The sequence below is a fragment of the Bartonella heixiaziensis genome, assembly GCF_046245125.2.
GTDB classification, from domain to species: domain Bacteria; phylum Pseudomonadota; class Alphaproteobacteria; order Rhizobiales; family Rhizobiaceae; genus Bartonella; species Bartonella heixiaziensis.
Genome location: NZ_CP176404.1, coordinates 568,819 through 594,159, shown reverse-complemented (window position 1 = coordinate 594,159; position 25,341 = coordinate 568,819). Strand labels below are relative to the sequence as shown.

General features: G+C 39.3%; 20 protein-coding genes. 4 read left to right on the top strand and 16 right to left on the bottom strand.

Annotation, left to right across the window (positions count from 1 at the left end):
• The 9 genes from lpxD to ACKC4Y_RS02535 form a co-directional block, all read right to left on the bottom strand.
• Positions 1-1,047: a UDP-3-O-(3-hydroxymyristoyl)glucosamine N-acyltransferase gene (lpxD, locus tag ACKC4Y_RS02575; RefSeq protein WP_409361841.1), complete on the bottom strand. Its 1,047-nt coding sequence runs from the start codon at positions 1,045-1,047 to the stop codon at positions 1-3.
• A 66-nt stretch (positions 1,048-1,113) separates the two neighbouring features.
• Positions 1,114-3,510: an outer membrane protein assembly factor BamA gene (gene bamA / locus ACKC4Y_RS02570; protein WP_409361840.1), complete on the bottom strand. Its 2,397-nt coding sequence runs from the start codon at positions 3,508-3,510 to the stop codon at positions 1,114-1,116.
• Positions 3,511-3,717: 207 nt separating this feature from the next.
• Complete coding sequence (locus tag ACKC4Y_RS02565) at positions 3,718-4,866, bottom strand: M50 family metallopeptidase (protein WP_409361839.1); 1,149 nt, start codon at positions 4,864-4,866, stop codon at positions 3,718-3,720.
• A 15-nt stretch (positions 4,867-4,881) separates the two neighbouring features.
• Entirely contained in the window at positions 4,882-5,697 is an 816-nt protein-coding gene (locus tag ACKC4Y_RS02560) for a phosphatidate cytidylyltransferase (RefSeq protein ID WP_409361838.1), read from the bottom strand.
• A gap of 773 nt (positions 5,698-6,470) precedes the next feature.
• A complete protein-coding gene (gene frr / locus ACKC4Y_RS02555) occupies positions 6,471-7,031 on the bottom strand; it encodes a ribosome recycling factor (RefSeq protein WP_409361837.1) in 561 nt (186 codons plus the stop codon).
• 37 nt (positions 7,032-7,068) lie between these two features.
• Complete coding sequence (gene pyrH / locus ACKC4Y_RS02550; protein ID WP_409362131.1) at positions 7,069-7,788, bottom strand: UMP kinase; 720 nt, start codon at positions 7,786-7,788, stop codon at positions 7,069-7,071.
• Between the two features lie 158 nt (positions 7,789-7,946).
• A complete protein-coding gene (tsf, locus tag ACKC4Y_RS02545) occupies positions 7,947-8,870 on the bottom strand; it encodes a translation elongation factor Ts (protein ID WP_409361836.1) in 924 nt (307 codons plus the stop codon).
• Positions 8,871-8,978: 108 nt separating this feature from the next.
• Positions 8,979-9,752, bottom strand: coding sequence for a 30S ribosomal protein S2 (gene rpsB / locus ACKC4Y_RS02540; RefSeq protein WP_409361835.1), 774 nt, complete (start codon positions 9,750-9,752; stop codon positions 8,979-8,981).
• Positions 9,753-9,912: 160 nt separating this feature from the next.
• Positions 9,913-10,737, bottom strand: coding sequence for a cell envelope integrity EipB family protein (locus tag ACKC4Y_RS02535; RefSeq protein WP_409361834.1), 825 nt, complete (start codon positions 10,735-10,737; stop codon positions 9,913-9,915).
• A 144-nt stretch (positions 10,738-10,881) separates the two neighbouring features.
• On the opposite strand from ACKC4Y_RS02535, the gene ACKC4Y_RS02530 reads away from it, so the two are divergent.
• Positions 10,882-11,343 carry a RidA family protein gene (locus tag ACKC4Y_RS02530; RefSeq protein WP_409361833.1) on the top strand — a complete coding sequence of 154 codons (462 nt, stop codon included), beginning with the start codon at positions 10,882-10,884 and terminating at the stop codon, positions 11,341-11,343.
• 140 nt (positions 11,344-11,483) lie between these two features.
• The gene (locus ACKC4Y_RS02525; protein ID WP_409361832.1) at positions 11,484-11,927 is read left to right on the top strand and encodes an HIT family protein; all 444 of its coding nucleotides are present in this window, start codon (positions 11,484-11,486) and stop codon (positions 11,925-11,927) included.
• Here ACKC4Y_RS02525 and clpA read toward each other — a convergent pair.
• Complete coding sequence (gene clpA, locus ACKC4Y_RS02520) at positions 11,916-14,267, bottom strand: ATP-dependent Clp protease ATP-binding subunit ClpA (protein WP_409361831.1); 2,352 nt, start codon at positions 14,265-14,267, stop codon at positions 11,916-11,918. The genes ACKC4Y_RS02525 and clpA overlap by 12 nt on opposite strands.
• Positions 14,268-14,273: 6 nt before the next feature.
• Complete coding sequence (gene clpS, locus ACKC4Y_RS02515; RefSeq protein WP_409361830.1) at positions 14,274-14,645, bottom strand: ATP-dependent Clp protease adapter ClpS; 372 nt, start codon at positions 14,643-14,645, stop codon at positions 14,274-14,276.
• Positions 14,646-14,888: 243 nt separating this feature from the next.
• On the opposite strand from clpS, the gene ACKC4Y_RS02510 reads away from it, so the two are divergent.
• Positions 14,889-16,238, top strand: coding sequence for an SPOR domain-containing protein (locus tag ACKC4Y_RS02510; RefSeq protein WP_409361829.1), 1,350 nt, complete (start codon positions 14,889-14,891; stop codon positions 16,236-16,238).
• Between the two features lie 33 nt (positions 16,239-16,271).
• Positions 16,272-16,550 carry a hypothetical protein gene (locus tag ACKC4Y_RS02505; RefSeq protein WP_409361828.1) on the top strand — a complete coding sequence of 93 codons (279 nt, stop codon included), beginning with the start codon at positions 16,272-16,274 and terminating at the stop codon, positions 16,548-16,550.
• A 781-nt stretch (positions 16,551-17,331) separates the two neighbouring features.
• Here the strand turns inward: ACKC4Y_RS02505 and ACKC4Y_RS02500 are convergent.
• The 5 genes from ACKC4Y_RS02500 to rpoC form a co-directional block, all read right to left on the bottom strand.
• On the bottom strand, positions 17,332-18,729 hold the full coding sequence (locus ACKC4Y_RS02500; RefSeq protein ID WP_409361827.1) for an L-serine ammonia-lyase: 1,398 nt from the start codon (positions 18,727-18,729) through the stop codon (positions 17,332-17,334).
• Between the two features lie 356 nt (positions 18,730-19,085).
• Entirely contained in the window at positions 19,086-19,763 is a 678-nt protein-coding gene (locus tag ACKC4Y_RS02495) for a nitroreductase (protein WP_409361826.1), read from the bottom strand.
• Between the two features lie 235 nt (positions 19,764-19,998).
• The gene (locus ACKC4Y_RS02490; protein ID WP_409361825.1) at positions 19,999-20,187 is read right to left on the bottom strand and encodes a hypothetical protein; all 189 of its coding nucleotides are present in this window, start codon (positions 20,185-20,187) and stop codon (positions 19,999-20,001) included.
• A gap of 28 nt (positions 20,188-20,215) precedes the next feature.
• Positions 20,216-20,368, bottom strand: coding sequence for a MerR family transcriptional regulator (locus ACKC4Y_RS02485; protein WP_409361824.1), 153 nt, complete (start codon positions 20,366-20,368; stop codon positions 20,216-20,218).
• Between the two features lie 711 nt (positions 20,369-21,079).
• Positions 21,080-25,291, bottom strand: coding sequence for a DNA-directed RNA polymerase subunit beta' (rpoC, locus tag ACKC4Y_RS02480; protein WP_409361823.1), 4,212 nt, complete (start codon positions 25,289-25,291; stop codon positions 21,080-21,082).
• Positions 25,292-25,341 lie beyond the last annotated feature (50 nt).

The following is a 25,341-nucleotide window of genomic DNA, read 5'->3' as shown; positions in this document are numbered from 1 at the left end:
TTAGCGTTTTTCCTTTTTGATTTTGCCAATATTACGCAATGCCGCTACTTCACGAAACCACTGTTTAAATGGTCGCGCTGGACTCCCACCCCATTTTTCACCATCTGGAATATCATTCATAACGCCACTACCAGCCGCAATTTGAACATATTTACCTATTATAATATGGTCTGCTACTCCTACACTCCCTCCAAGATGAGACATATCACCTATGGATGTACTTCCAGCAATTCCGCATTGAGCAGCAATGAGGCAATAACGACCAATCTTCACATTGTGGGCAATCTGGACTAGATTATCAATTTTGCTTCCTTCACCAATAATGGTGTCTTCAAATGTTCCACGATCAATTGTGGTATTTGCACCAATTTCCACACCATCCTCGATGATAACACGACCAAGTTGGGGAATTTTTTCAATTCCAGAAGCACCACCAACATAACCGAAACCGTCTTGCCCAATGCAAGCTCCGGGAAAAAGGTGGACTCGATCACCTATCAAAGAATACTGAACTGTTACCTTAGGAGCAATATAGCAGTCACACCCAATACGACAATTTTCACCGATAACCGCAGTGGATGAAATAAGAGAGCCTGAACCAATCTCAACATTTCTGCCAATAACAGCTCCCGCTTCAATACATACATCATGTGCAATCTTAGCACTTGGATGAATATGCGCATGCGGAGAGACCTCTCTCTTTCCAAACCAAGGCATCGGCTTGACAGAATCAGGAAATAGAATACGGCCAATCTGAGCAAAATCACGCTGAGGCGTAGATGTTACCAGAATCGCCATAGATTCAGGAACCTTAAAAACAATTTCATTCGTACAAAAAACGGCAACAGCAGGACTCCCTAAGAGAGCATCAGAAAACTTCCGATGCTCTACAAACACAAGGGAACCTTCTCCAGCGTTTTCAAGAGAAGAAAGAGTGTTTATAACTGTGTTAGAAAACTCTGGATTGAGAAGCTTTGCACCTGTTAACTCCGCAACGTTAGCAACTGTCAATCGCCGGGACGGCGTAAAAAAAAATGTATCCGCCATCAAAACACTTTCTCTCCCAGCCTACCCCATTCTCTTCAAAGCTTTTCCTTTTTAAGAAACTTCAAATCAGAACTTCGTAGAAATACCAAAGTTCAATTTCTGCACACTATCACCTACTTGCTTACTTATTGGCCAAGCATAATCAAAACGCAGCGGACCAAATGGAGAATCCCACATCAAACTAACACCGGCCGATGAACGCCATGCACTTTTGACACCTGTAACAGGTGCTTCACCCTGAAAAGTAGGTTTATAATTATTGCCGTAAAGTGTCACAACATCTGCAAATAAAGCACCGCGGAATCCTAACCCTTCAGGCACAACAGGTATAGGAAACTGTACTTCAGCAGTCGCATTCATATACGTCGTCCCCCCTAAGAAATAAACTTCGCCTTTGTTGGAAATTTGATGTGGACCTATTCCGTTGTATTTGAATCCGCGGATCATATCAGAATTTACTTTAAACATATCAAAGATACGAACACCATCGCGGCCTATTTCGTGGATATAACCACCACCAAAAGAAAATAAACCGACAAGGTCCATCCGATCAGAAAGCGTCTTATACATCATCGCTTTACCAGTTGTCTTCAAGAACTTCGCATTCCCACCAAGTCCTGCATATTCCTGAAGAACACGCATATACCACCCATCATGTGGATTTCTCATATCGTCAATCGTATTATAGGTCAGACCATAACTAATTGATGAACGCTTCCAAGGGCTATGCTGTGCTGCTTGTACGATTGCACCAGAATATTTTCCATATAATTCTCTTATGTCATTCTCTTTGGTTAAGTCATACTCTTTACCAAAATCATACTCTTCCTGCACATAAGAATAAGCTAAATTAGCGGATAACTGATCATTAATAGGCAATCCAAATCGAAGTGACCCACCTGTCTGCCGTACATCGTACGCTTTATCGGCACGATAAGTACTACGAAAAATATCAACACCAGCAGATAAACGGTAACCTAAGAAATAAGGATCAACAAATGACAGATTGTAATTACGGGATTTTTCTTGCCCAGCACCTAAGCTTAAGCGAACATACTGCCCACGTCCTCCAAGGTTACGCTCAGTCACCGAGACCTCAAGTGACATACCAGGACTTGTACCACCCGTTGTATACCCTCCGGAAAAAGAAAGATCTCCTGTCGGGGCCTCAACCACATCTATAACCAAGACAATCTGATCAGACTGATCCGTCGGAACCATTGAAATATTAACGGCTTTAAAAAAACCTAAACTTTCTAGACGACGTTTTGCCCGCTGCACTAAAGTCTGATTGTAAGCATCTCCTTCATTTAAATCAATCTCACGACGAATGACATAATCACGTGTCTTTTCATTGCCACGTATTTCAATACGTTGAACATAAGCTCTCGGACCTTGTTCAATGTTATACAAAATCGAAATTGTATGATTTACTAAATCACGATTTCCCCGTGGCTCAACTTTAGCAAAAGCATATCCAGAATCAGCAGCCTTATTGTTAATAATTGCAATAGACTGTTCAATATTCTCTGCACTATAAACGTCACCTGAACGAGTTTTAAGTATCCCTTTCATAGATCGAACATCAATCCCATCGACATCGCTCTCAACTTGAACATCGCCAATTTTATAGCGCACGCCCTCATCAAGAACGAAATCAATTTTATATGCATTATGCGCTTCATCAAAAGTTGCTTTAGAGGAAATAACACGAAAATCCGCATAACCACGATTATAGTAAAAACGACGGAGCGCTTCTTCATCAGCAGCTAAACGTTCTTCACTATAAACATCACCTCTCAACAACAACGAAAGTATCCCAGAAGGCTTTGTTGAAATCACATCACGCAAACGGCGGCTTCCAAAAGCATGATTCCCCTTAAAAGTGATATTGCTAATCTTTGTCTTCCGGCCTTCAACAACATTAAAGACCACATTTACACGCCCTTTTCCTAAGTTAATAGTTTGAACTGTAACCGCAACATTATTACGACCAACAGTTTTATAAGCTTCACGAATCACATTAACATCAGCTGAAAGCTTAGCAGAATTAAAAGGTTCATTCGGTTTTAAAGAAATAAACCGTTTAAGATCAGGATCTTTAAGTGATTTATTCCCTTGAAACAACACTTGGTTGACAACCTCATATTCTTTGACAAATACAACCAGCTTATCGCCTACTTGGTTTATTTTTACATCATAAAACAAGCCTAATCCAAACAAACGCTTCACAGCAGAATCGATATGGACACTGGAAAAACTCTTTCCAACTTTAATGTCCATATTGTCTCTAATTGCTTGAGCACTTACAAATTTATTTCCGCGAACCTCAATAGAATGGACTACAGATGCTTGCACTTCTCCAACCATCGCAATTGACATAAAGGCTGTTGTTGGAGCAACTAACCCCAGACCTAATACCAACACAGATGCTGCATTTAAAAACTTTGAATTCGTAGTCATTGGCTTTTTTACCTTATTTTATTCCCTGGACACGATGTCTCAAAAAGCTAACTGCCATAACAACCCTTTTATTCACAGCGAGACTCTCAACCCCTTAATTACTAATTATAGCGCACGATGCCACAACATTTTGTGGATATGGTAAACGACTTTTGATTTATATTTTTTTATTATTACCCAATTTGTAAAATGTTTTCCATAATTTAATTAGCTAAACCAACAGAAATAATCATTAAAAAACGCAAAAAGTATAAACAAAAGAACAATGAAAAAACCTAAGCGAAAAATAATTTCCCGAATTTTAACTGATATTGGCCTCCCAGAAATGACCTCAATAACATGAAATAATAAATGCCCACCATCAAGTGGCGGAATCGGAAAAAGATTAATAAGTCCAACACCTATCGAAAGAAAAGCGGTAAAATTCAATAAAGAGACAAAACCTGTTTCACTAATTTGCCAAGCAATCTTAACCGTCTTAGAGGGACCACTTAGTCGACAATGATCTTCTTTTCCTCCTATTAAACGACTTATAAAAAAAATTGTTTGGGTAACAATAAACGTAGCGCGTTCTGATGCTTCTCTTACAGCTCTGCCAAAACCGTAGCGAATATGTTTTACATAAGTTGAATCTAAACGTGTAGGATTATCTGGATCAACAGGGACACCTACACCTATCATCCCACTCTGAACCCGATTCCCAAATCCATCATCTCTCTCAATCACTTTTGGTGTAATTACCGTCGTAAAAACCCGCCCCATGCGCTCCATTTTAAATTCTATAGGATCTCTACCGTGAAAAGTCACATAATTCATCAAATCTTCAAAACTTTCAACCCGACGCCCATCCATTTCAATAAAACGATCTCCTACTGCTAAACCAGACTGAATAGCAGGGGAGTCTTTTACCAAAGACCCAACGACAGGTTCTATAGCTACACGACCATAAAAAAAGAAAAAAAATGTTAAAATAACAACGGTAAAAAGGGCATTGAATAAGGGACCAGCAAAAACAGTTGCTGCTTTTTTCCAAGCATGTGCATTCGCAAATGAACCGTCAGCTATCGGAAATGATTGGGATGATAATAGCCCCGCTTCCTCTTCATCCCCAATAAACTTTACATATCCTCCCAAAGGAATGAGCGCTAAACGCCACTGTGTGCCATGCTTATCTGTGTAACCGAATATTTTCGGTCCAAATCCAAGTGAAAAAACTGATGCCTTAATACCGCACCACCGCCCAATCAGATAATGTCCAGCTTCGTGCACAAAAATGATAATCATAATGACGAAAAGAACGCTCAAACTTCTCAAAAGCAAGTCGCCTACAGCGATTATATGATTCAAAAAATCCAAGATATCTTCTCCTGATTAAACCATGCGAAAAAGATTAAAAGGTGTATCCATATCAGACATAAATGAACCAATTAAATAGAGGAGAAAAGCAGCCCCTACCAACCCATCCATACGATCCATGAATCCTCCATGCCCAGGCAATAAAGAACTAGAATCTTTAACAGAAAAGTGCCTTTTTAGCCATGATTGTCCCAAATCACTCAATTGTGAAACAATCGATAAAATGAGAGCAAGTAATGGCACAAAAAAAACTGCTCCACTGACGTCAAAAAACTGATAAGCAACCAATATACCGCCAGAAACTCCAACAAATGTACCACCAATCGCCCCTGCCCATGTTTTATTAGGGGAAAATTGTGGCGCTAATTTAGGACCACCAAACGCACGTCCGCTGAAATATCCAGCAATATCAGTTCCCCACACTATCGTAAATAAGAAAATAACAACTTGGAATCCTAACATTTCATAGCTTCGTAAAAAACATAAAGCCACAACCGGAAAAGAAGCATATAAAAAACCTGAAAAAACCCAACTACTCTTTTTCACTGGCCCAATAGCTAACATTGCTGCTAAAACTACCAAAACGCAAAAAATCAACGAAGCAGGTGCACTCGCTAGCAAAAAAGAACCAAAAACCAAATAAAAAATACTTGCCAATATTTTTTGTGAAACATGCCATTTCTCTTTAGTGATACTAATCCATTCATAAAGAATAAAACCACCAATGCCCCATGCAAACAAAAAAAAGATAGTTCCTCCAAGCCATGTCAAACTCAAAGCAATAATACCAAAAACAATAGCTGTCAGAGTACGAGAAATAAGATTAGACAAAACAACATCCAAACAATAAAAATAGAAAATACAAACTCAAAAATTGACACAGGAAAAAACTTTACTACGTAGTTTTTATGCTCATACTTTTGCAAATTTTCTTACAATCCATTATATATGATCTGATATACTAAGATAGCGCTTATAAGACTAAAAATTCGTGTAGACAGCGTCAAAATTCTACGTATCAAGATTAATTCTAAAATATATTTCCTAACACTCCATAGAGATTAAAAAATTAGAAAGCTGCTGTTTACTCCCTCTGTGAAGTATGAAATCTCAATCTAATATTCCCTCTCATATAAAAGCATTTTTTTATCAAACTATAAATTATCTCAAAAAAATCACGCAAAATCGCAGCGGTTTGACCTATCCCACTGCATTTCTTATAATAGAAAATAATGGCAAAGTTAAAATGCTGTTCTTTATGCAACATTTTCCCTCTAACATCTATCATGGCAGATTTAAAAAACCTCCAATAACGAAAAATTTTTACCACGCAATTTAACAAAAATATGTTAAATAAAGGTCTTTTATTGTCCCGTTAGATAACTTTTTCCAGCAGATAGCCTCAATTCAACGCATAGATATAGATCTCTAAAAAATGTCTGTCTCTTCAAATTAATCTTACTTTGTATTATACAATCATGATAAAATACGTCTATTTCCATCTCATGGTCTTCTATCAACAACACAAAGCATTTCGCATTCTCATCCCTAAAAAGATGTTATAAGATACAGATATTAACATTTTTTCTAGCAACAAAATCGCCTTACACATGCATAATTTCAGATTCTTTTACAGCTAAAATTTTATCAATATCAGCAATGGTTTCATCCGTAAGTTTTTGAACTTTATCTGACAAACCATGAGCTTCATCTTGACCAATTTCACCTTCTTTTTCTAATTTTTTTAAATTATCCATGCCATCCCGACGGACATGGCGAGCAGCGACACGAGCTAACTCTGCATAATGATGCGCAATTTTTACGAGTTCTTTACGGCGCTCTTCATTTAATTCAGGTAAAGGAATACGCAAATTCATACCATCCGTGATGGGATTTAAACCAAGGCCAGAATCGCGAATAGCACGCTCCACAGCCCCAACCATCGTTTTATCCCACACAGAGACTGAAAGCATCCGCGGTTCTGGAACAGAAATATTTGCTACCTGATTTATATGTACAACAGAACCATAAGCCTCAACTGTCAACGGCTCCAATAAACTGGCTGATGCTCGCCCAGTCCGCAAACCACCTAATTCATGTTTAAAAGCCGAAATAGCTCCATCCATGCGACGTTTCAGATCATCCATAATCGATGTAATACTCATATTTCTGTCTCCTTTAATTACACCTTGAAGATTATCTTCATTCCGACACTATTGTAAACCGTCCAGTTCCATTCAATACCTTCGCTAAACCACCTTTTTCATGAATGGAATATACAATGATTGGCACATTATTCTCGCGCGCTAAGGTGACCGCCGTTGTATCCATAACAGACAACCCCAATTGTAAAATCTCGACGTGTGTTAATTGATCAAAACGCTTAGCAGTAGGGTCTATTTTGGGATCTGCAGAATAAATACCATCTACTTGTGTTCCCTTCAGGAGAACATCTGCACCAATTTCTGCTGCACGTAAAGTAGCAGCGGAATCAGTAGTGAAAAATGGATTACCAGTACCACCTGCAAAAATAACGACCTTTCCTTGATTCATATAACTTATAGCTTTACGCTGTGAAAAGCTCTCACAAATTTGTGGCATAGCAATTGCAGATAACACAACCGTTTCAACCCCTAATTTTGTCAATGATGTTCGCAACGCTAAAGAATTAATAGCAGTTGCAAGCATTCCCATATGATCACCTGTTACGCGATCGCCACCATGTGAAGCAACAGCAACTCCGCGAAAAATATTGCCTCCACCTATAACAATAGCAACTTCTATACCCACCGCCCGCACTTCAGCAATATCAGCAGCGATACGGTCTGCAACAGAAACATCAATCCCAAAGCTCTGTTCCCCCATAAGAGCTTCACCAGAAACCTTTAAAAGGATACGTTTATACTGAAACGCTAATGCCATTGATAACCTCCCCAAAAGCTTTTTACTTTTTGCTTTTGACACCACTAAGGGCACCACTTCGCCACGTGACGCCCTTTCAACAATCATACTCTTTACTCTTTAGTGATTTTATATTCAATGGTATGATTTAAAATCTCTGATCAACAATTTACAAAAAGCTACCCTTTTGCAGCAGCGGCAACCTCTGCTGCAAAATCAGACTCTTCTTTTTCGATACCTTCGCCCAGTGCGAAACGAATGAAACCTGTGATTTTCGCTGGCGCACCAATCGTTTTTTCAGCGTCCTTTAAAGCCACCTCAACAGTCATATCAGAATTCATAACAAAAGCCTGAGAAAGCAAAACTACCTCTTCGAAAAACTTACGCATACGCCCTTCTACCATTTTTTCAATGATGTTTTCAGGCTTTCCAGATTGACGCGCCTGATCTGAAAAAATCGCTTTTTCACGCTCAACAGCACTAACATCAACATCTTCCGCCGTTAGCGCTAATGGATTGGTTGCAGCAATATGCATCGCAACTTGCCGACCAAATGCAATAGCTGCCTCTTTATTGCCTGTTGTTTCAATAGCAACCAAAACACCAAGTTTTCCAAGACCATCAGCCACACTATTGTGTATATAAGTAGCAACAACACCATTCTCAACAGAAAGTTTAGCAGAACGACGAAATGTCATATTTTCGCCAATGGTACCAATCGCGTCTTTAATTGTTACCTCAACTGTTTTCTCAGAACCCGGATAAAGAGATGCCGAAACAGATTCAACAGTGCCCTGTGTACCTAAAGCAGCTGTTGCTACATTTCGTACAATGTCTTGAAAAACATCATTGCGTGCAACGAAATCTGTTTCAGAATTAACTTCAACCAAAACCGCACTTGAATCTTTTGATACAACTCCGATGAGACCCTCAGCAGCTGTACGACCAGCCTTTTTATCTGCTTTAGCTATTCCTTTTTTACGAAGCCAATCAACAGCAGCTTCCATATCACCACCGGTATTTTCCAGAGCTGCCTTGCAGTCCATCATACCAGCGCCCGACAATTCCCGAAGTTCTTTTACTTGTGCAGCAGTAATGCTCATATTTGCCTCTTCGTTCTGTAATGGCGAAAGCGCGCAAGAAGAAAAACCCTATGCACACTTACAACCTCTCCTTTAGAAAATAAGTACCCTAACGGGCGTTTTAAATTGCTATTCAGGAACTGGAACCGTATTTTCCAAAACAGGCTCCACAGGTGCATCAGCTTGAGCTCCTAAATCAACACCCATTGCACCTTGCTGACGAGCGATACCATCAAGAGCAGCACGGGCAAAAAGATCACAATAAAGAGAAATTGCCCGCGAAGCATCATCATTACCGGGAATCGGATGATCGACATTATCAGGATCGCAGTTGGTATCAATAATAGCAATAACAGGAATACCTAGACGTTTGGCTTCTTGGATAGCAATATTTTCTTTATTTGTATCGATGATAAATATAAGATCTGGAACAGACCCCATATCCTTAATGCCGCCAAGCGCACGATTAAGCTTTTCACGATCACGTTCAAGATTCAAACGTTCTTTTTTAGTAAAACCTTGTGCTTCAGCAGCAAGAATTTTATCAAGCTTACGCAAACGATGTATCGAATGGGAGATCGTCTTCCAATTTGTCAGCATGCCACCAAGCCAACGCGCATTAACGTAATATTGTGCCGAACGATTCGCTGCATCAGCAATAATCTCAGATGCTTGCCGTTTGGTACCAACAAAGAGGATGCGACCACCACGCGCAACCGTATCTGAAACAAGTTTCAGCGCTTGGTGTAAAAGTGGAACAGTCTGAGCAAGATCAATAATATGAATATTATTACGCTGACCGTAAATATAGGGAGTCATCTTTGGATTCCAGCGATGAGTCTGGTGACCAAAGTGTACACCTGCTTCTAAAAGCTGGTGCATAGTAAAATCTGGTAGTGCCATAAGTTTATCCTTTCCGGTTCAACCTCCGCAGAACAAAGTAGGCAAGCCTACTACCGGCGGACATTTGCTAGGCTTTCCCTGCAAATACCCAAACTCCGCGTGTGGAATAACGTAACCATACTAATATTTGATTCTTTTTCAAGTCATTTTATGCAATCATTTAATGTTTGCATTGATCGAGATTTTTTTCAACGTCGAGAAATTCAAGACTGTTCAATTTTGCCCGCATTGAAAAAGTTCCATAATCTATATGAAGATCGCGCATGACACCATTTTCATGTAAGAAAAAGCTTGTGCGATAAACAGGTAAGCCATCTTTATTCTCTACATCATCAAAATAAGAAATCGTAACTGGCCAATAGTCCCATTCATCTAATTTTTGCATTTTGTCCGTTTCATCATCAGATATGTGCGTCTTCTTTTCCCCAATAATTATACTTTCTTTTATGACTTTGTCTGCTTTCTCTGTTCCATCAAACACAGTAGTGTGATAAAAATTCCGACCTGCTTTTGCATGCCGGATGATACTCTTCAGTTGCATAATTGGGAACTCTGCCATTGCAAGTTTGTATTCCTTCTCTTTCGGCTTTTTCAGTTTAACGAGAATCCCGTCTTGAATACGCTCAGCCATTCCTTCGGCACGGTGTGCGACCTGTTGTCCAACTTGATCTGTAACGCTGAAATGAAATGTACGACTATCGCCTGTTTCATAACTCGTCGTCTGTTGATCCGTTAAGCGCACCGGCATATCTTCAGCATGAATACGGCTGATAAAACGAAAACGTGTGGTATAGCCCTGACATACTGAGCCCGTGAGTTCATAAACCATTCTCCCAGTTACGCCCGAAATTGTCATCTCATGAGAAACACTATCGAGCTGAAAATCATAAATCGCTCGATGCGGTGCAACAAAAACAGACTCTTCAGCTCTCGCAGTACATAAAAGAACACCATATAAAACTATTACAAATAACGATCTAACCATTCCTAACTTCCAATTCTTTCCCCGTTGCATACCATCATACAACAAGGCAAAAAAGGCTAACTTCTCAATTAACCACACATTTCCTTAAATCGAAAAATAGTTTATGCAATGGGTGTATTATAGAATAGCTATGGAGTTTAAATTATGACCGATACGATTGAAAGCCACCTAAAACACTTCGGAATCACTCTTCCTGAAGCAGCACAGCCCATTGCCAATTACGTAACAACTTCACAAAGCGGCAACCAACTCTTTATCTCCGGACAACTTCCTCTTTTCAATGGAAAACCAATAGCAATTGGTAAAGTGGGAGCAACAGTTAGCGCCGAACAAGCAAAAAAATCAGCAGAAGTCTGTGCGATCAACATTCTTGCACAAATCAAAACAGCTCTCAGTAATTTAAATAAAATAAAACGCGTAGTAAAAATTACCGTTTTTGTTGCTGCCGATCCTCATTTTACCGATATCCCTCTTGTCGCTAATGGAGCTTCTGATTTATTCGTCAATATCCTCGGCGAAGCGGGAAAACATGCCCGTTCTGCTGTTGGTGTTGCCTCTCTTCCTTTGGACGTTCCAGTAGAAGTTGAAGCCATCATAGAAATTTAAACTTTCATCAATAGCAGCACACCCGACAAAGCAAAGACTGAATGAAAAATCGCTCTTTGTCTAATACTCTTCCAACCTTCACATTCTTCCGTCTTGAAATGAAAATTCTGAACTCAAAACGAATAAAAGGAAAAATTGGTATGAAACAAGCTTATGATAATAATAACATTTTTGCTAAATTGATTCGCAATGAAATCCCTTCTGTTCGTGTCTATGAAGATGAGGATGTCATTGCATTCATGGATATCATGCCACAAGCACCAGGTCATACACTCGTTATTCCCCGAAAAGGTTCTAGAAACCTACTAGACGCTGATACTGAAACATTGTTTCCTGTTATCAAAGCTGTTCAAAAAATCGCCAAAGCTGTTAAAAAAGCCTTTCAAGCAGATGGTGTAACAGTCATGCAATTTAATGAAGCAGCGAGCCAACAAACCGTTTATCATCTCCATTTCCATATTATTCCACGTATGGAAGGAATAGAGCTTACCCCCCATAATAATGTTATAACGCCTACAGAAGTCCTTGAAGAGAACGCAAAAAAAATCCGTGCAGCCCTTAAAAACGCTTCTTTAAGTTGCTGAGCTTTTTTTCCCGACACGTTTTTTTGTAAAACGTGTCGTTTTACTGTTCTTTGCACTAACAGACATATCAGAAGATGAAATTTTTAACTGTAGCTTCTCTTTTTCTTCGTTTGTTTGGTGTGTCATTACGCGAACCATGCCACCATTGCGCAATTTTCCAAATAAAATTTCGTCAGCCAACGGCTTCTTAATATGTTCTTGTATAACATAACTCAATGGGCGTGCCCCCATCTGAGAATTGTATCCTTTATTGGCAAGCCAAACCATCGCAGAAGGACTTAATTCAAAACAAATCCCCCGCTCCGCCAATTGTGCTTCAAGCTGAAAAATAAACTTTTGTACAATCTGATTGATGATTAACTGAGATAAAGGTGCAAACGGAATAATCGCATCTAGCCTATTACGAAATTCTGGTGTAAAGAGTCGATTGATTGCTTCTATATCATCACCCTCACGACGCACTTTGCTAAATCCGATGGCAGATTTTGCCATATCGGAGGCCCCAGCGTTGGTTGTCATAATTAGAATGATATTACGAAAATCAATTTTTTTGCCATTATGATCTGTTAGCTTACCATAATCCATGACCTGCAACAAAATATTAAACAAGTCTGGGTGCGCTTTCTCAATCTCGTCTAGCAATAAAACTGCATGTGGCTTCTGATCAACTGCATCTGTCAGGAGCCCCCCTTGATCAAACCCTATATAACCTGGAGGTGCCCCGATCAAGCGCGCCACCGTGTGCCGTTCCATGTATTCTGACATATCAAAACGTAACAGTTCGATTCCTAAAGAAGATGCAAGTTGTTTTGCAATTTCAGTTTTTCCTACACCTGTTGGTCCGGAAAATAAATAACTTCCTATTGGTTTGTCTGGTTCGCGCAATCCTGCCCGTGCTAATTTAATTGACGACACTAATGCTGAAATCGCCTGATCTTGCCCGTAAACAACATGCTTGAGTTCTCTTTCAAGCTTGCTAAGAATCTTCTGATCATTGCCAGAAACTGTTTTGGATGGAATTCTTGCCATAGTAGCAACAATCGCTTCAATTTCTTTGACCCCTATACTCTTTTTCCTTTGTTTTTTCGGCAAAAGCTTTTGCGCTGCACCACTTTCATCAATAATATCAATTGCTTTATCAGGTAACCGGCGATCAATCATAAAACGTGAAGATAATTCTACAGACGCCTTCATCGCCTCGTCCGTATATTTGATCTGATGAAAATTTTCAAAATAAGGCTTTACCCCCTGTAAAATCTTAATTGCATCAGCAATAGAAGGTTCGTTAACATCTATCTTTTGGAAACGGCGCTCCAAAGCTCGATCTTGTTCAAAAATTTTGCGATATTCTCTGTAAGTTGTCGAACCAATACATCGAATAGTTCCAGAAGATAATGCAGGTTTTAAAAGATTTGCCGCATCCATATTTCCCCCCAATGTAGCCCCTGCTCCAATTAATGTATGAATTTCATCAATAAATAAAATACCATCTGGATATTGCTCAAATTCTTTCATAATTTGCTTTAACCGTTCTTCAAAATCACCGCGGTAGCGTGTACCAGCAACAAGTCCTCCCATATCAAGGGAAAATATCGTTGCCTTTGATAAAACTTCAGGTACCTGCCCATCAACAATGCGTTTCGCCAACCCCTCAATTATAGCGGTTTTTCCAACTCCAGGATCACCCACCAAAAGCGGATTATTTTTTGATCTGCGACATAAAACCTGAATCATCCGTGAAATTTCCATGTCACGGCCAATCAATAAGTCAATTTTACCACTGCGTGCTTTGCAATTGAGATCAATGCAGTAAGCAGTTAGTGCACTTGTCCCCTTCTCAGCATTATCCGAAATCTGCTGATCTAATTGCTCTTCAAGATCCTCAAGTAACATGGATAATCCATCATCACGCGTAATACCGTGTGAGATGAAACGCACAGCATCATAACGCGTCATTCCCATCTCTTGGAGGAAATATGCTGCATGGCTCTCATGTTCAGAAAAAATGGCAACAAGAACGTTCGCCCCCGACACTTCATCTTTTCCAGCTGACTGAGCATGAATCACCGCGCGTTGAATAACACGCTGGAAAAATGTTGTCGGTTTTGTATCCTCATCAGCTTTAATCTGTGCATCTAATTCTGACTGAATATAATGGGTTAAGCGCTCCCGCAATTCTTCCACATCTACCTGACAAGCCCGAATAACTGAACTTGCATCGGAATCATCTAACAGAGCAAGGAGAAGGTGCTCTAATGTTGCATATTCATGTCGCGCTTGAGCTGCAATTGTTAATGCACGATGCAAAACCTCTTCAAGACTAGGTGTAAAAGACGGCATAATCCCTCACTTCCATTCCATTACACATTGTAACGGATGTTCATTTTGACGTGCGCACTCCCGAACTTGTACTATTTTCATTTCCGCGACTTCATAACTGTACGTTCCGCATTCGCCTATCCCATTCTGATGAACATTTAACATTATACATGTTGCTTCTTCGAAACTTTTTTTAAAAAAGTTCTTCAAAACAAAAACAACGAAATCCATAGGTGTGTAATCATCATTAAGTAAGAACACACGATATCGTTTAGGCTTTTGAAGTTTTTGTCTAATTGTAGAAATTATAACGGCATCTTGCCTGCTTTCATCCCAATTCTTGCCCTTTTCATTGTGCATAATATGGAGTATAGAATTCGTTATTAGCTTCTGTACCATCATCGTTTCCTGTGCTGCACACTTTATTAATCTTAAGTTCTTTCATAACTATTGCAATAGTTGTTTGCGTAAATGAAAGGAAAACTTTTTTTAGAGCTAAATTTTGAGTCAAATATGGAAACTCCCAAATAATCTCTGTAAACAAATTAGTAATATCATTCGTCTAAATTACATCAAAAAGCTGTAGCAAAAAGGAGCTTTACAGGTATTTTTTTAAGTAAATGGAGAAATAGGATACTGCAAGTGTATATTAACTGCCAAAAAATTATGCGTTGTTACAAAAAGGTGGCAATTGCTTTTATTGTTTTAGCTCTTTCTTACTCTTTGGCATCAGCTACTCCTCAAGGAGCCTATCCTGATAAGTATGCTGCTATCGTTATAGATGCAAATACAGGAAAAACTTTATTTCAAGCCAATTCGACGTTAAAACGTTATCCTGCTTCTTTGACAAAAATGATGACATTGTACATGCTCTTTGAGGCTATGCATATACGTCGTGTGACACCAAATACACCAATCCCTGTCTCACGTTATGCAGCTGCACGTCCCCCAACAAAACTCGGATTTAAAGAAGGCCAAACAATTTCTGCACAAACAGCTGCTAAAGCACTCATTACAAAATCAGCAAATGATGTAGCCACTGCAATTGCTGAATATCTTGGCGGTAGTGAAAAAAAATTCGCTCGAATGATGACAGCTAAAGCCCGAAAACTTGGCATGGTAAATACCCATTTCGCAAATGCTTCAGGACTCCCAGATGTGCGAAATTATTCCACTGCACGGGATATGGCTACTTTGTCATTAGCTCTACGCAAACATTTTCCAGAACAGTATAAATTGTTCAAAATAAAAAGTTTTATTTTTCGTGGACATACCGTTAACAGCCATAATAAACTCGTTCAAACAATAAAAGGCGTCGATGGAATTAAGACAGGCTACACACAAATGTCAGGTTCTAATTTAGCAACTTCAATGCGCCTCGAGGGACGCTCTATCGTTGCTGTCGTTATGGGAGGAAAATCATCTAGCGCGCGTGATGAGCATATGGCCAGCTTATTGAGCCAATATTTGCCTAAAGCAAGCCGCTTGAAAAGTGATAGAAAGTTAATGGCTTCCGCACACTATAACTTACCCACTGGCACTAATGTTCCTATACCGATCGTTAAATCCGATCCAACAGATCTCGATAATGAAATTTCTACGATGCTGACAGCATTTGCTGAACAACCTAAAAATTCTAATACTGCAATAGCCGCTGTAAACCAAGCAATTATACCAATCCCTAACCCCCAAAAAGCTATACCCGTTGAGACGCATAAAATTGTTACGGCCTCTTTGTCCACAAATGCTGGATGGGCCATCCAAATTGGTTCTCTTCCCAATAAAGAACAAGCAAATACTCTGCTTTTAAAAGCAAAAAATACAGCTTATTCTGCTTTAAAGAATGCATCTTCACATATGCAACTATTTGAAAAAAGTGGACGTCGCTATTACCGTGCGCGGTTTATAGGCTTTCAATCAAAAAAAGAGGCATTTAATGCTTGTTCTGCGTTAAAGAAAGCAAATTTTAACTGCTATACTGTAACTTACTAAAAGTTTTTGAATTCTGCGTTAAGGATAAGTATCATGACACATAATGCTCTTGCTTCATCCCCTGAAAAAGAAAATTTATTGAAGCAATCATCCCTGCTCTCATTGCGTTCTCTTCACGATGCCGCGACAAGACTTGCTGGCTTAAAGTCTACTCCTTCTACGCTAGATACGCTGTCTCTTGTCAATCTTCTTATTTGCCAAACAACGCGAAATCGTCGTCTCGCAATGCCTCCTGTCCGCATTCATTTACGCGTTGCAAGTCAAACCGGTAGCGTTCCTCTTAAAATCCGTTTAGGTGCGACAAATGTTTAATTCTATAAGTAATTTTGCCGAAAATTATTTTGTTAATAAGCATCCTCACGCATTGCCTACAATCTTCAAAAATCCTTTCGCAATCGTACTTCTCCCTTAAATTTATAAAAATTGTGCTGCAAATTTCTGTCCAACTTTCAGTAGGTATCTCAGCTCTTCAATAAAACCATCTTAAAAAAATACATCAAAAGCGCCAACTGTTAGCCCACTTTTGGCTTCAACATCAAGGATTATCTTTGATACGTTTTCATAAAAAAAATGGACTTTCTTTATGAGATAATACATTGATTTATAATGATAATTAATCATTTTGTATATTGAATGAGAGCTTCAAATGTCGTAAGATTTTCTTATTGTAAACTCTCTTATAATAAAACAATAAACACCATTCCCTTGCACGTTACAGATAGCATTGGTGTATAGATAAAAACCGTTTAAGAAAGACATAAATATGCCTCTTATCAACCGTCTTAATGCAAGAGCAGTCAGCACAACATTGAGAGAGCTGAAAATAGCATGATGGCGCGCCAACGTATTACTTCATACGCGTAAAGATGATAATGCATAATGGATGAACACTCTTTTCATTGGGTGTTGTCGTGAGACAATAAATACTCTTCAATAATTTACCAAGCCACCCAAATAACATAGACATTGTACAAAATTGCCTAAATCTTTTTCTAAACTTATGTTCTTTTCAACACATAAAGTCATTTAAAAAAAGATTTTTATCAATGAGCAAACCGTAAATAATTTATCAGAGTAAATATCGTTGCATATTTTAACAAGATATTGCATTGACTGCGAGACCAGCTTTACTTGTTTCTTTATAGCGTTCACTCATATCATGCCCTGTTTGGCGCATCGTTTCTATACAAGCATCAAGAGAAACAAAATGCTTCCCATCACCATGCAATGCAAGGGAAGAAGCCGTCACCGCCTTAACAGCACCCATTGCGTTACGCTCAATACAAGGAACCTGCACAAGACCTGCAACCGGATCACACGTCATTCCCAAATGATGCTCAAGCGCAATCTCTGCAGCATTTTCAATTTGAGTCGGCGTACCACCTAATGCTGCCGTCAATCCCGCCGCTGCCATTGAAGAGGCTGTCCCAACCTCGCCCTGACAACCAACTTCTGCACCAGAGATAGAAGCATTGTGCTTGATGACACCACCAATGGCTGCTGCCGTCAACAAAAAATTATGTACCCCCTCTCGATCTGAACCATCATTAAACTGAAGATAATAACGCAAAACCGCTGGTATCACACCGGCCGCACCATTCGTCGGTGCTGTAACAACACGACCACCCGCTGCATTTTCTTCGTTCACAGCCATAGCGTAAACAGAAAGCCAATCATTTGCCCAAAGTGGGTGATTACGATTTTTCTTTCGATCTTCCAAAAGCTTATCGTGCAATTTTTTTGCACGCCTTCGCACATGCAATCCACCCGGCAACTCACCTTCTTGTGAAAGCCCTCTCTCAATGCAATTTGTCATAGCTGAAAAAATTTTATCAAGCCCACTATTAAGAGTAGAACGCTCCATCTTTGTCTCTTCGTTTATGCGCTTCATTTCAGCGATTGATAGCCCTGATTTTTTTGCCATTGATAACATTTTACGTCCAGAATCAAAAGGATATGGCACTGTAGATGTTTCTGGTTGTATAGTATCATTCATACTACTTAATTCATCTTCGGTCACAACAAAACCACCGCCGATAGAATAATAAACTTCCCGTAAAAGAACATTTCCATCTACATTAAGCCCTTCAAAGGCTAATCCATTAGCATGCCCAAGTAAAGTTATCTTTCGTTCAAAAATAAGATCACTGTGTAAATCAAACTGATAAGCGGGATGGCCCTCCGGTTGCACCTTTTTTTCGCGTTCAACCTTTTCCAACAGTAATCCCATACGATCAGGATCAACGGTAGAGGCTTCTTCTCCCAGAAGTCCCAATATAACAGCTCTATCTGTAGCATGGCCAACACCCGTAAAAGCTAATGAACCATAAAGATAGACACGTATATGAGAAACTTCAGTCTGAGAAGACAAAGAAAAGTTTCGTGCGATAATCTCTTGCAAAAACATATTAGCAGCAGTCATCGGCCCCATCGTATGTGAGCTAGAAGGACCAATACCAATTTTAAAAAGCTCAAAAACGGATAAAAACACCAATCACCTCAAAGTCAAATATAAAGCTTTGAGTATAGGCTTTTTTATCACTTTTGTCCTATTAAAAATCAAATTGCGAGATAAGCTAAAAAAATGACAAAAATAAATACGAATGTTGCTCGTCTTGCGACCACCCAACACTTTCTTTCTATAGCGCTTTCCATAGCTAACCTTCGAAAAACTTACAATGATCCCCGAGCACACCCTCTTAACGTCCTAAACGTAGTAGAATAAGTATTAACATGCAATATCAAAATTCAACAAAAATAAGAAGTTCCCACCTAAATATTGGTGATAAGAACTTAAGTTCTTAGAATTTTACACTTAATTACATAAAAATATTTTATGGATATGATTTAATAAAACTGTACAAAATTTTCGATTGGCTCGCGTTCAGTCTCAAAATTGTTTTCTGGAGCATTCACATCGCGATAGCCAAGTGCCATACCACAGATAATATGCCGATCAGAAGGCACGGATAGAAGTGTACGAATTTGTTTAGGATAATCAGCAAAAGCAGCTTGGGCACACGTATCTAATCCAAACCCCCGTGCTGCTAACATAATGGTCTGCATAAACATACCTAAATCAAGCCAACTCCCCATTTCCATATCGTGATCCATTGTAAATAAAAGCCCTACGGGTGCACCAAAAAATGAAAAATTCCGTGCTTTTTGGCGAAGCATTCTTTCCTCATCACCTTTCTGAATTCCAAGACTCTTATAAAGATCCAGACCAACTTTTCGCCGCCTTGAAAGATAAGGCTCTCTCCACTGACGTGGATAATAGTGCACTTCACGCTCTCCTTTTACTCCTGAGAGTGCGAGTTGTGAGAGTTCTTGTCCTACTTTCTTCAATACTTTTCCCGTCAAAACAATCACTTGCCACGGTTGGAGATTTGTTCCAGATGGAGCTCGTGCTGCAAACTTTAAAATTTCTTTGATTGTTTCCTGTGTAACCGGCTGACCAGTAAAAGCTCGTATTGACTTTCGTGACAGAATAGATTGAAAAATATCAACAGGAGAATCCACCATTGTTTATACTTTCTCTTTTGTAGAAAAATAAAACTGAATATTGTTGCCTTCTCATAAAGCTAACATATTGCTAAAAAATTTAGCACCGCTTTTATCCGGTTTACTCTTCTCGAATGACCTATGCACTATCAATATTTATTTATTAATTAAAAACTGATAGAGTCTATCTTTTCATAACAAGAAAATCATAGAAAATAAGTGAATTGAAACAAATTTAAAAATCAACGATTAACTCCTAATTCAGCCAGACTCTCAAAAAAGTCTCCTCGATACGTTCTAAATCATGCGAGAGATCAACAATATCACGCCGCATCTGCTGTAAATCAGACCGTTTTTTATTAATTTTTGCAATTAATTCCTTAAGCTTTTTCTCATCATCAGGCAATTTTCCGACCATGGTTAACATATCAGATATTTCAGACAAAAAAAATTTAACTCTTTTAGCGCAGTATTTATTTTAATTTATGACGGTCTGTTAGCGTATAAAGCCATATACCGCCACGCCGAAAAGGTACAAGAAGACCTTCTTCTTCATAATAACGTAAAGTCCGAGCAGTTATTAAAAATTCCCGTGTCAATTCACCAATTGAATAATATCCGTACATTCTATCATTCTGTTCTCATAATCCACATTGCTATCAAAAATATATCTCTCTTTTATAAACTTTTAGTTAGTATTTTATCCTCTACTCTCCTGCATTTTTTTAATATAAAGAAATACAAAGTTTTTCAGTTATGCAGACATATAGATCAGAAAATCGATTGTTTTCGGATTATGGGGAGGATCTTTGATTGTTCGTTATGATACCTTTTTAAATTTTTTGACTTTGAGTGTATTGAAAATAAACTCTAATGAAAAACTTCATAAATTACAGCAATCGGAAAAAATCGCTATCATTGAGCACCACTTCTGTATGTTTATGAAGGTAGCAACCAGCACCATCTTTGTATTTTCCAACTCCTAATCTTGCAACTATTCTTGCATGGTGACAGTTCATAAAAATATATTTACGCATTTCTTAAATGCTTTTCTATCCACACGCTAATCTCACTTGTGACGTGCAAGTGAATGCTTTTTATTGATTTAGTCTAAGAACGTTTGAAATAGGAGAATCTTCCACTCTTCGGAGATCTAATTAAAATTGTAAAACAATGAATTATTATTATAAATGAATGTGTTATTTATTATAAGCACACTGAGCTTCAAAGAATTTCAAAACAACACTCACCTTAGAGGTTTTATAGTTATATTGGTTAAAAAAACACCCGAACTATACATTCGGGCGTTTTGATACCACTGCTGACATCCATTCAAATTACTCAGCAGTTGCCTCAGTTGTCATATTTGTTAACATAGCCTTAGCTACTTCGTTACTACTAGACTTGCGCCGTTCATCAACGATCAAATCATCACGAACGGCAGCAATACGGCGAATTTGAGCAATCGTGCCACCTGTACCTGCAGGAATAAGACGACCAACAATAACATTCTCCTTAAGACCTTGCAAAGTATCAATCTTTCCAGAAACAGCTGCCTCAGTAAGCACTCGAGTTGTCTCCTGAAACGATGCTGCCGAAATGAAGGATGGAGTTTGAAGAGATGCTTTTGTAATCCCAAGAAGAATAGGATTACCAGACGCCGGTCTTTTCCCTTCTGCAATCAAATTATCATTGATTTCATCTAATTCAATACGGTCAACATTATCACCTGGAATATAACCAGAATCCCCAGATTCAGTAATTTCAACTTTTTGCAACATCTGACGAACAATCACTTCAATGTGCTTGTCATTAATTAAAACGCCCTGCAAACGATAAACTTCCTGAATTTCATTAACAAGATAAGACGCCAAAGCCTCAACCCCCTTAATAGCCAAGATATCGTGAGGGGCTGGATTACCATCGAGGATATAATCTCCCTTTTCAATTTGATCGCCTTCTTGGAAGTGAAACAATTTGCCCTTTGGAATTAAATATTCTACTGGCTCAAGAGTTTCATCATTTGGTTCAATGATAATACGGCGCTTATTTTTATAACCACGACCAAACCGGATTGTACCGCTGATTTCAGCAATGATAGCGTGATCCTTTGGACGACGCGCTTCAAAAAGCTCAGCCACACGGGGAAGACCACCCGTAATATCTTTTGTCTTGGCACTTTCCATTGGTAAACGAGCAATCACGTCACCTGCCTTAACATGGGCACCTGGCTCAACAGAAAGAATAGTTTCCACAGACATCATATAACGGGCTTCACCACCCTTATACAATTTAGCAATGTTTTCACCTTTTTTATCTGTATGGATAATAATGGCTGGCTTTAGATCAGCACCACGTGGATTAGCACGCCAATCAATCACCAAACGCTTTGTAATACCTGTAGATTCATCAGCTGTTTCAGTAACTGATAAACCATCAATCATATCTTCAAAACCTACATAACCTTCAACTTCCGTGAGAATCGGACGTGTGTAGGGGTCCCATTCTGCTATACGTTGGCCACATCTAACCACATCACCATCATCAACAAAAATACGCGCACCATAGCTAATACGATGCACAACACGCTCTTTTCCAGTCCCATCCTTGATAAGGACAGCCATATTACGCCCCATAACCACTAAATGTCCTTCCGAATTACGAACCACATTGCGATTACGAATCTCTACCGTACCTTCATAAGATGCTTCTAAATGAGATGAATCAACAACCTGCGCAGTTCCTCCCAAATGGAAAGTACGCATAGTAAGTTGTGTTCCCGGTTCACCAATTGACTGAGCGGCAATAACACCAACTGCTTCACCCTGATTAACCGGAGTCCCACGTGCCAAATCACGTCCATAGCACTTGGCACAAACACCAAGGCGCGTTTCACATGTCAAAGCAGAACGGATTTGAACAGATTGAATTCCAGCTTCTTCAATCTTAGCAACGTCTGCCTCCTCAATCATTGCACCACCTTCAAGAATAACGTCTCCAGAAACTGGATGCAAAATATCAACAAGCGCTGTGCGACCAAGAATCCTTTGCCCAAGAGATGCAACAATTTGTCCTGCATCAACAATAGGCTGCATGGTAAGCCCCTTTGCAGTACCACAATCAACTGCCGAAATAATAGCATCCTGTGCAACATCAACAAGACGCCGTGTTAGGTAACCAGAGTTGGCAGTTTTTAACGCAGTATCAGCAAGCCCTTTACGTGCACCGTGAGTCGAGTTGAAGTACTCGTTAACAGTTAGACCTTCTTTAAAGTTTGAAATGATTGGCGTTTCAATAATTTCACCCGATGGTTTTGCCATTAACCCACGCATACCAGCCAACTGCTTCATCTGGTTAGCAGAACCACGCGCACCAGAATGCGACATCATATAGATCGAATTCATTGGCCGCTGACGACCTGTTTTAGGATCAAATTCGACTGCCTGAATACGTCTCATCATTTCATCCGCAACGCGATCCGTACATTTACCCCAAGCATCTACGACCTTGTTATACTTTTCACCCTGGGTAATCAAACCATCATTATATTGCTGCTCATATTCTTTAGCCAAAGCTTCCGTTTCTGCAACCAAACGTGATTTGCTATCAGGAATCACCATATCATCCTTGCCAAAGGAAATTCCCGCACGACAAGCATGAGAAAAACCAAGCTGCATAATACGGTCACAGAAAATAACTGTCTCTTTTTGCCCACAATGCCGATAAACCTGATCAATCATTTTAGAAATATTCTTTTTAGTCATTTCTTGATTAACAATATCAAAGGAGATATTCGGATTTTTCGGTAAAAGTTCCCCAATAATCAAACGACCAGGTGTGGTATCATAAAGTTTAGCAACTTCTTTTCCATCATTCCCCATACTTTTAACACGACCTTTGATCTTCGTATGAAGAGTTACAACCTTATTCTCCAAAGCATGATGAAGCTCACCTATATCGGAAAAAGCCATCCCCTCACCCGGTTCTTTTTCAGAAACGATCGAAAGATAGTAAAGACCAAGAACCATATCCTGTGAAGGAACAATAATTGGTGCACCATTGGCTGGATGAAGAATATTATTGGTCGACATCATCAAAACACGGGCTTCAAGTTGTGCTTCAAGAGAAAGCGGAACATGAACCGCCATCTGATCACCATCAAAATCCGCATTAAAAGCAGTACACACCAATGGATGTAGCTGTATAGCTTTTCCCTCAATCAAGATAGGTTCAAAAGCTTGAATCCCCAAACGGTGCAATGTCGGCGCACGATTGAGCAAAACAGGATGTTCACGAATAACCTCATCCAAAATATCCCAAACTTCTGGATGCTCTTTTTCAACAAGTTTCTTTGCCTGTTTTACAGTTGATGAATAGCCCTTTGCATCAAGCCGTGCATAAATAAATGGCTTAAATAATTCGAGCGCCATCTTTTTGGGAAGACCACATTGATGCAATTTTAATTCAGGGCCAGTCACGATCACAGAACGTCCCGAGTAATCAACACGCTTTCCAAGCAAATTCTGACGAAACCGACCTTGCTTACCCTTTAACATATCTGAAAGTGACTTTAGCGGACGTTTATTCGCTCCAGTAATCACACGCCCACGCCGACCATTATCAAATAATGCATCAACAGCTTCCTGCACCATACGCTTCTCATTGCGCACAATAATTCCAGGAGCACGTAACTCTATTAGCCTTTTCAATCGGTTATTACGATTAATAACTCGCCGATAAAGATCATTCAAATCAGATGTCGCAAAACGACCACCATCAAGTGGAACCAATGGACGTAAATCCGGTGGAATAACCGGAATTGTTTTCATAATCATCCACTCTGGTCTATTGCCGGATTCAAGAAAGTTTTCAACAATCTTAAGTCTCTTAATTAATTTCTTCTGCTTTAATTCCGAAGTTGTCTCAGATAATTCTGCACGCAAATCATTCGCGATTTTCTCTAACTCCATGCCAGCTAGAAGTTCGTAAATAGCCTCAGCACCAATCATGGCAGTAAACTGATCTTCCCCGAACTCATCAATAGCAAGCATATATTCTTCTTCAGAAAGAAGCTGATGGAGCTTAAGGGATGTCAACCCTGGTTCTGTTACAATGTAATTCTCAAAATAAAGAACCCGTTCAATATCCTTCAAAGTCAAATCTAAAAGTGTGGAAATCCGACCTGGTAGTGATTTAAGAAACCAAATATGAGCCACAGGCGCTGCAAGCTCAATGTGCCCCATACGCTCACGGCGTACACGTGAAAGAGTAACCTCTACACCACACTTCTCACAGATAATGCCCTTGTATTTCATGCGTTTATATTTACCGCATAAACATTCATAGTCTTTTATAGGACCAAATATACGTGCACAGAAAAGACCATCACGCTCTGGCTTAAAAGTCCTATAATTAATAGTCTCAGGCTTCTTGATCTCACCATACGACCAAGACAAAATCTTCTCAGGGCTCGCAATTGAAATACGAATAGAGTCAAATGTCTGCGCTGGCGCATGAGGATTGAAAAGATTCATGACCTCGTGGTTCATGCCGTTCTCCTTCAAAGATTCTTAGAACCTGTTGTAATATCTCATTAGTT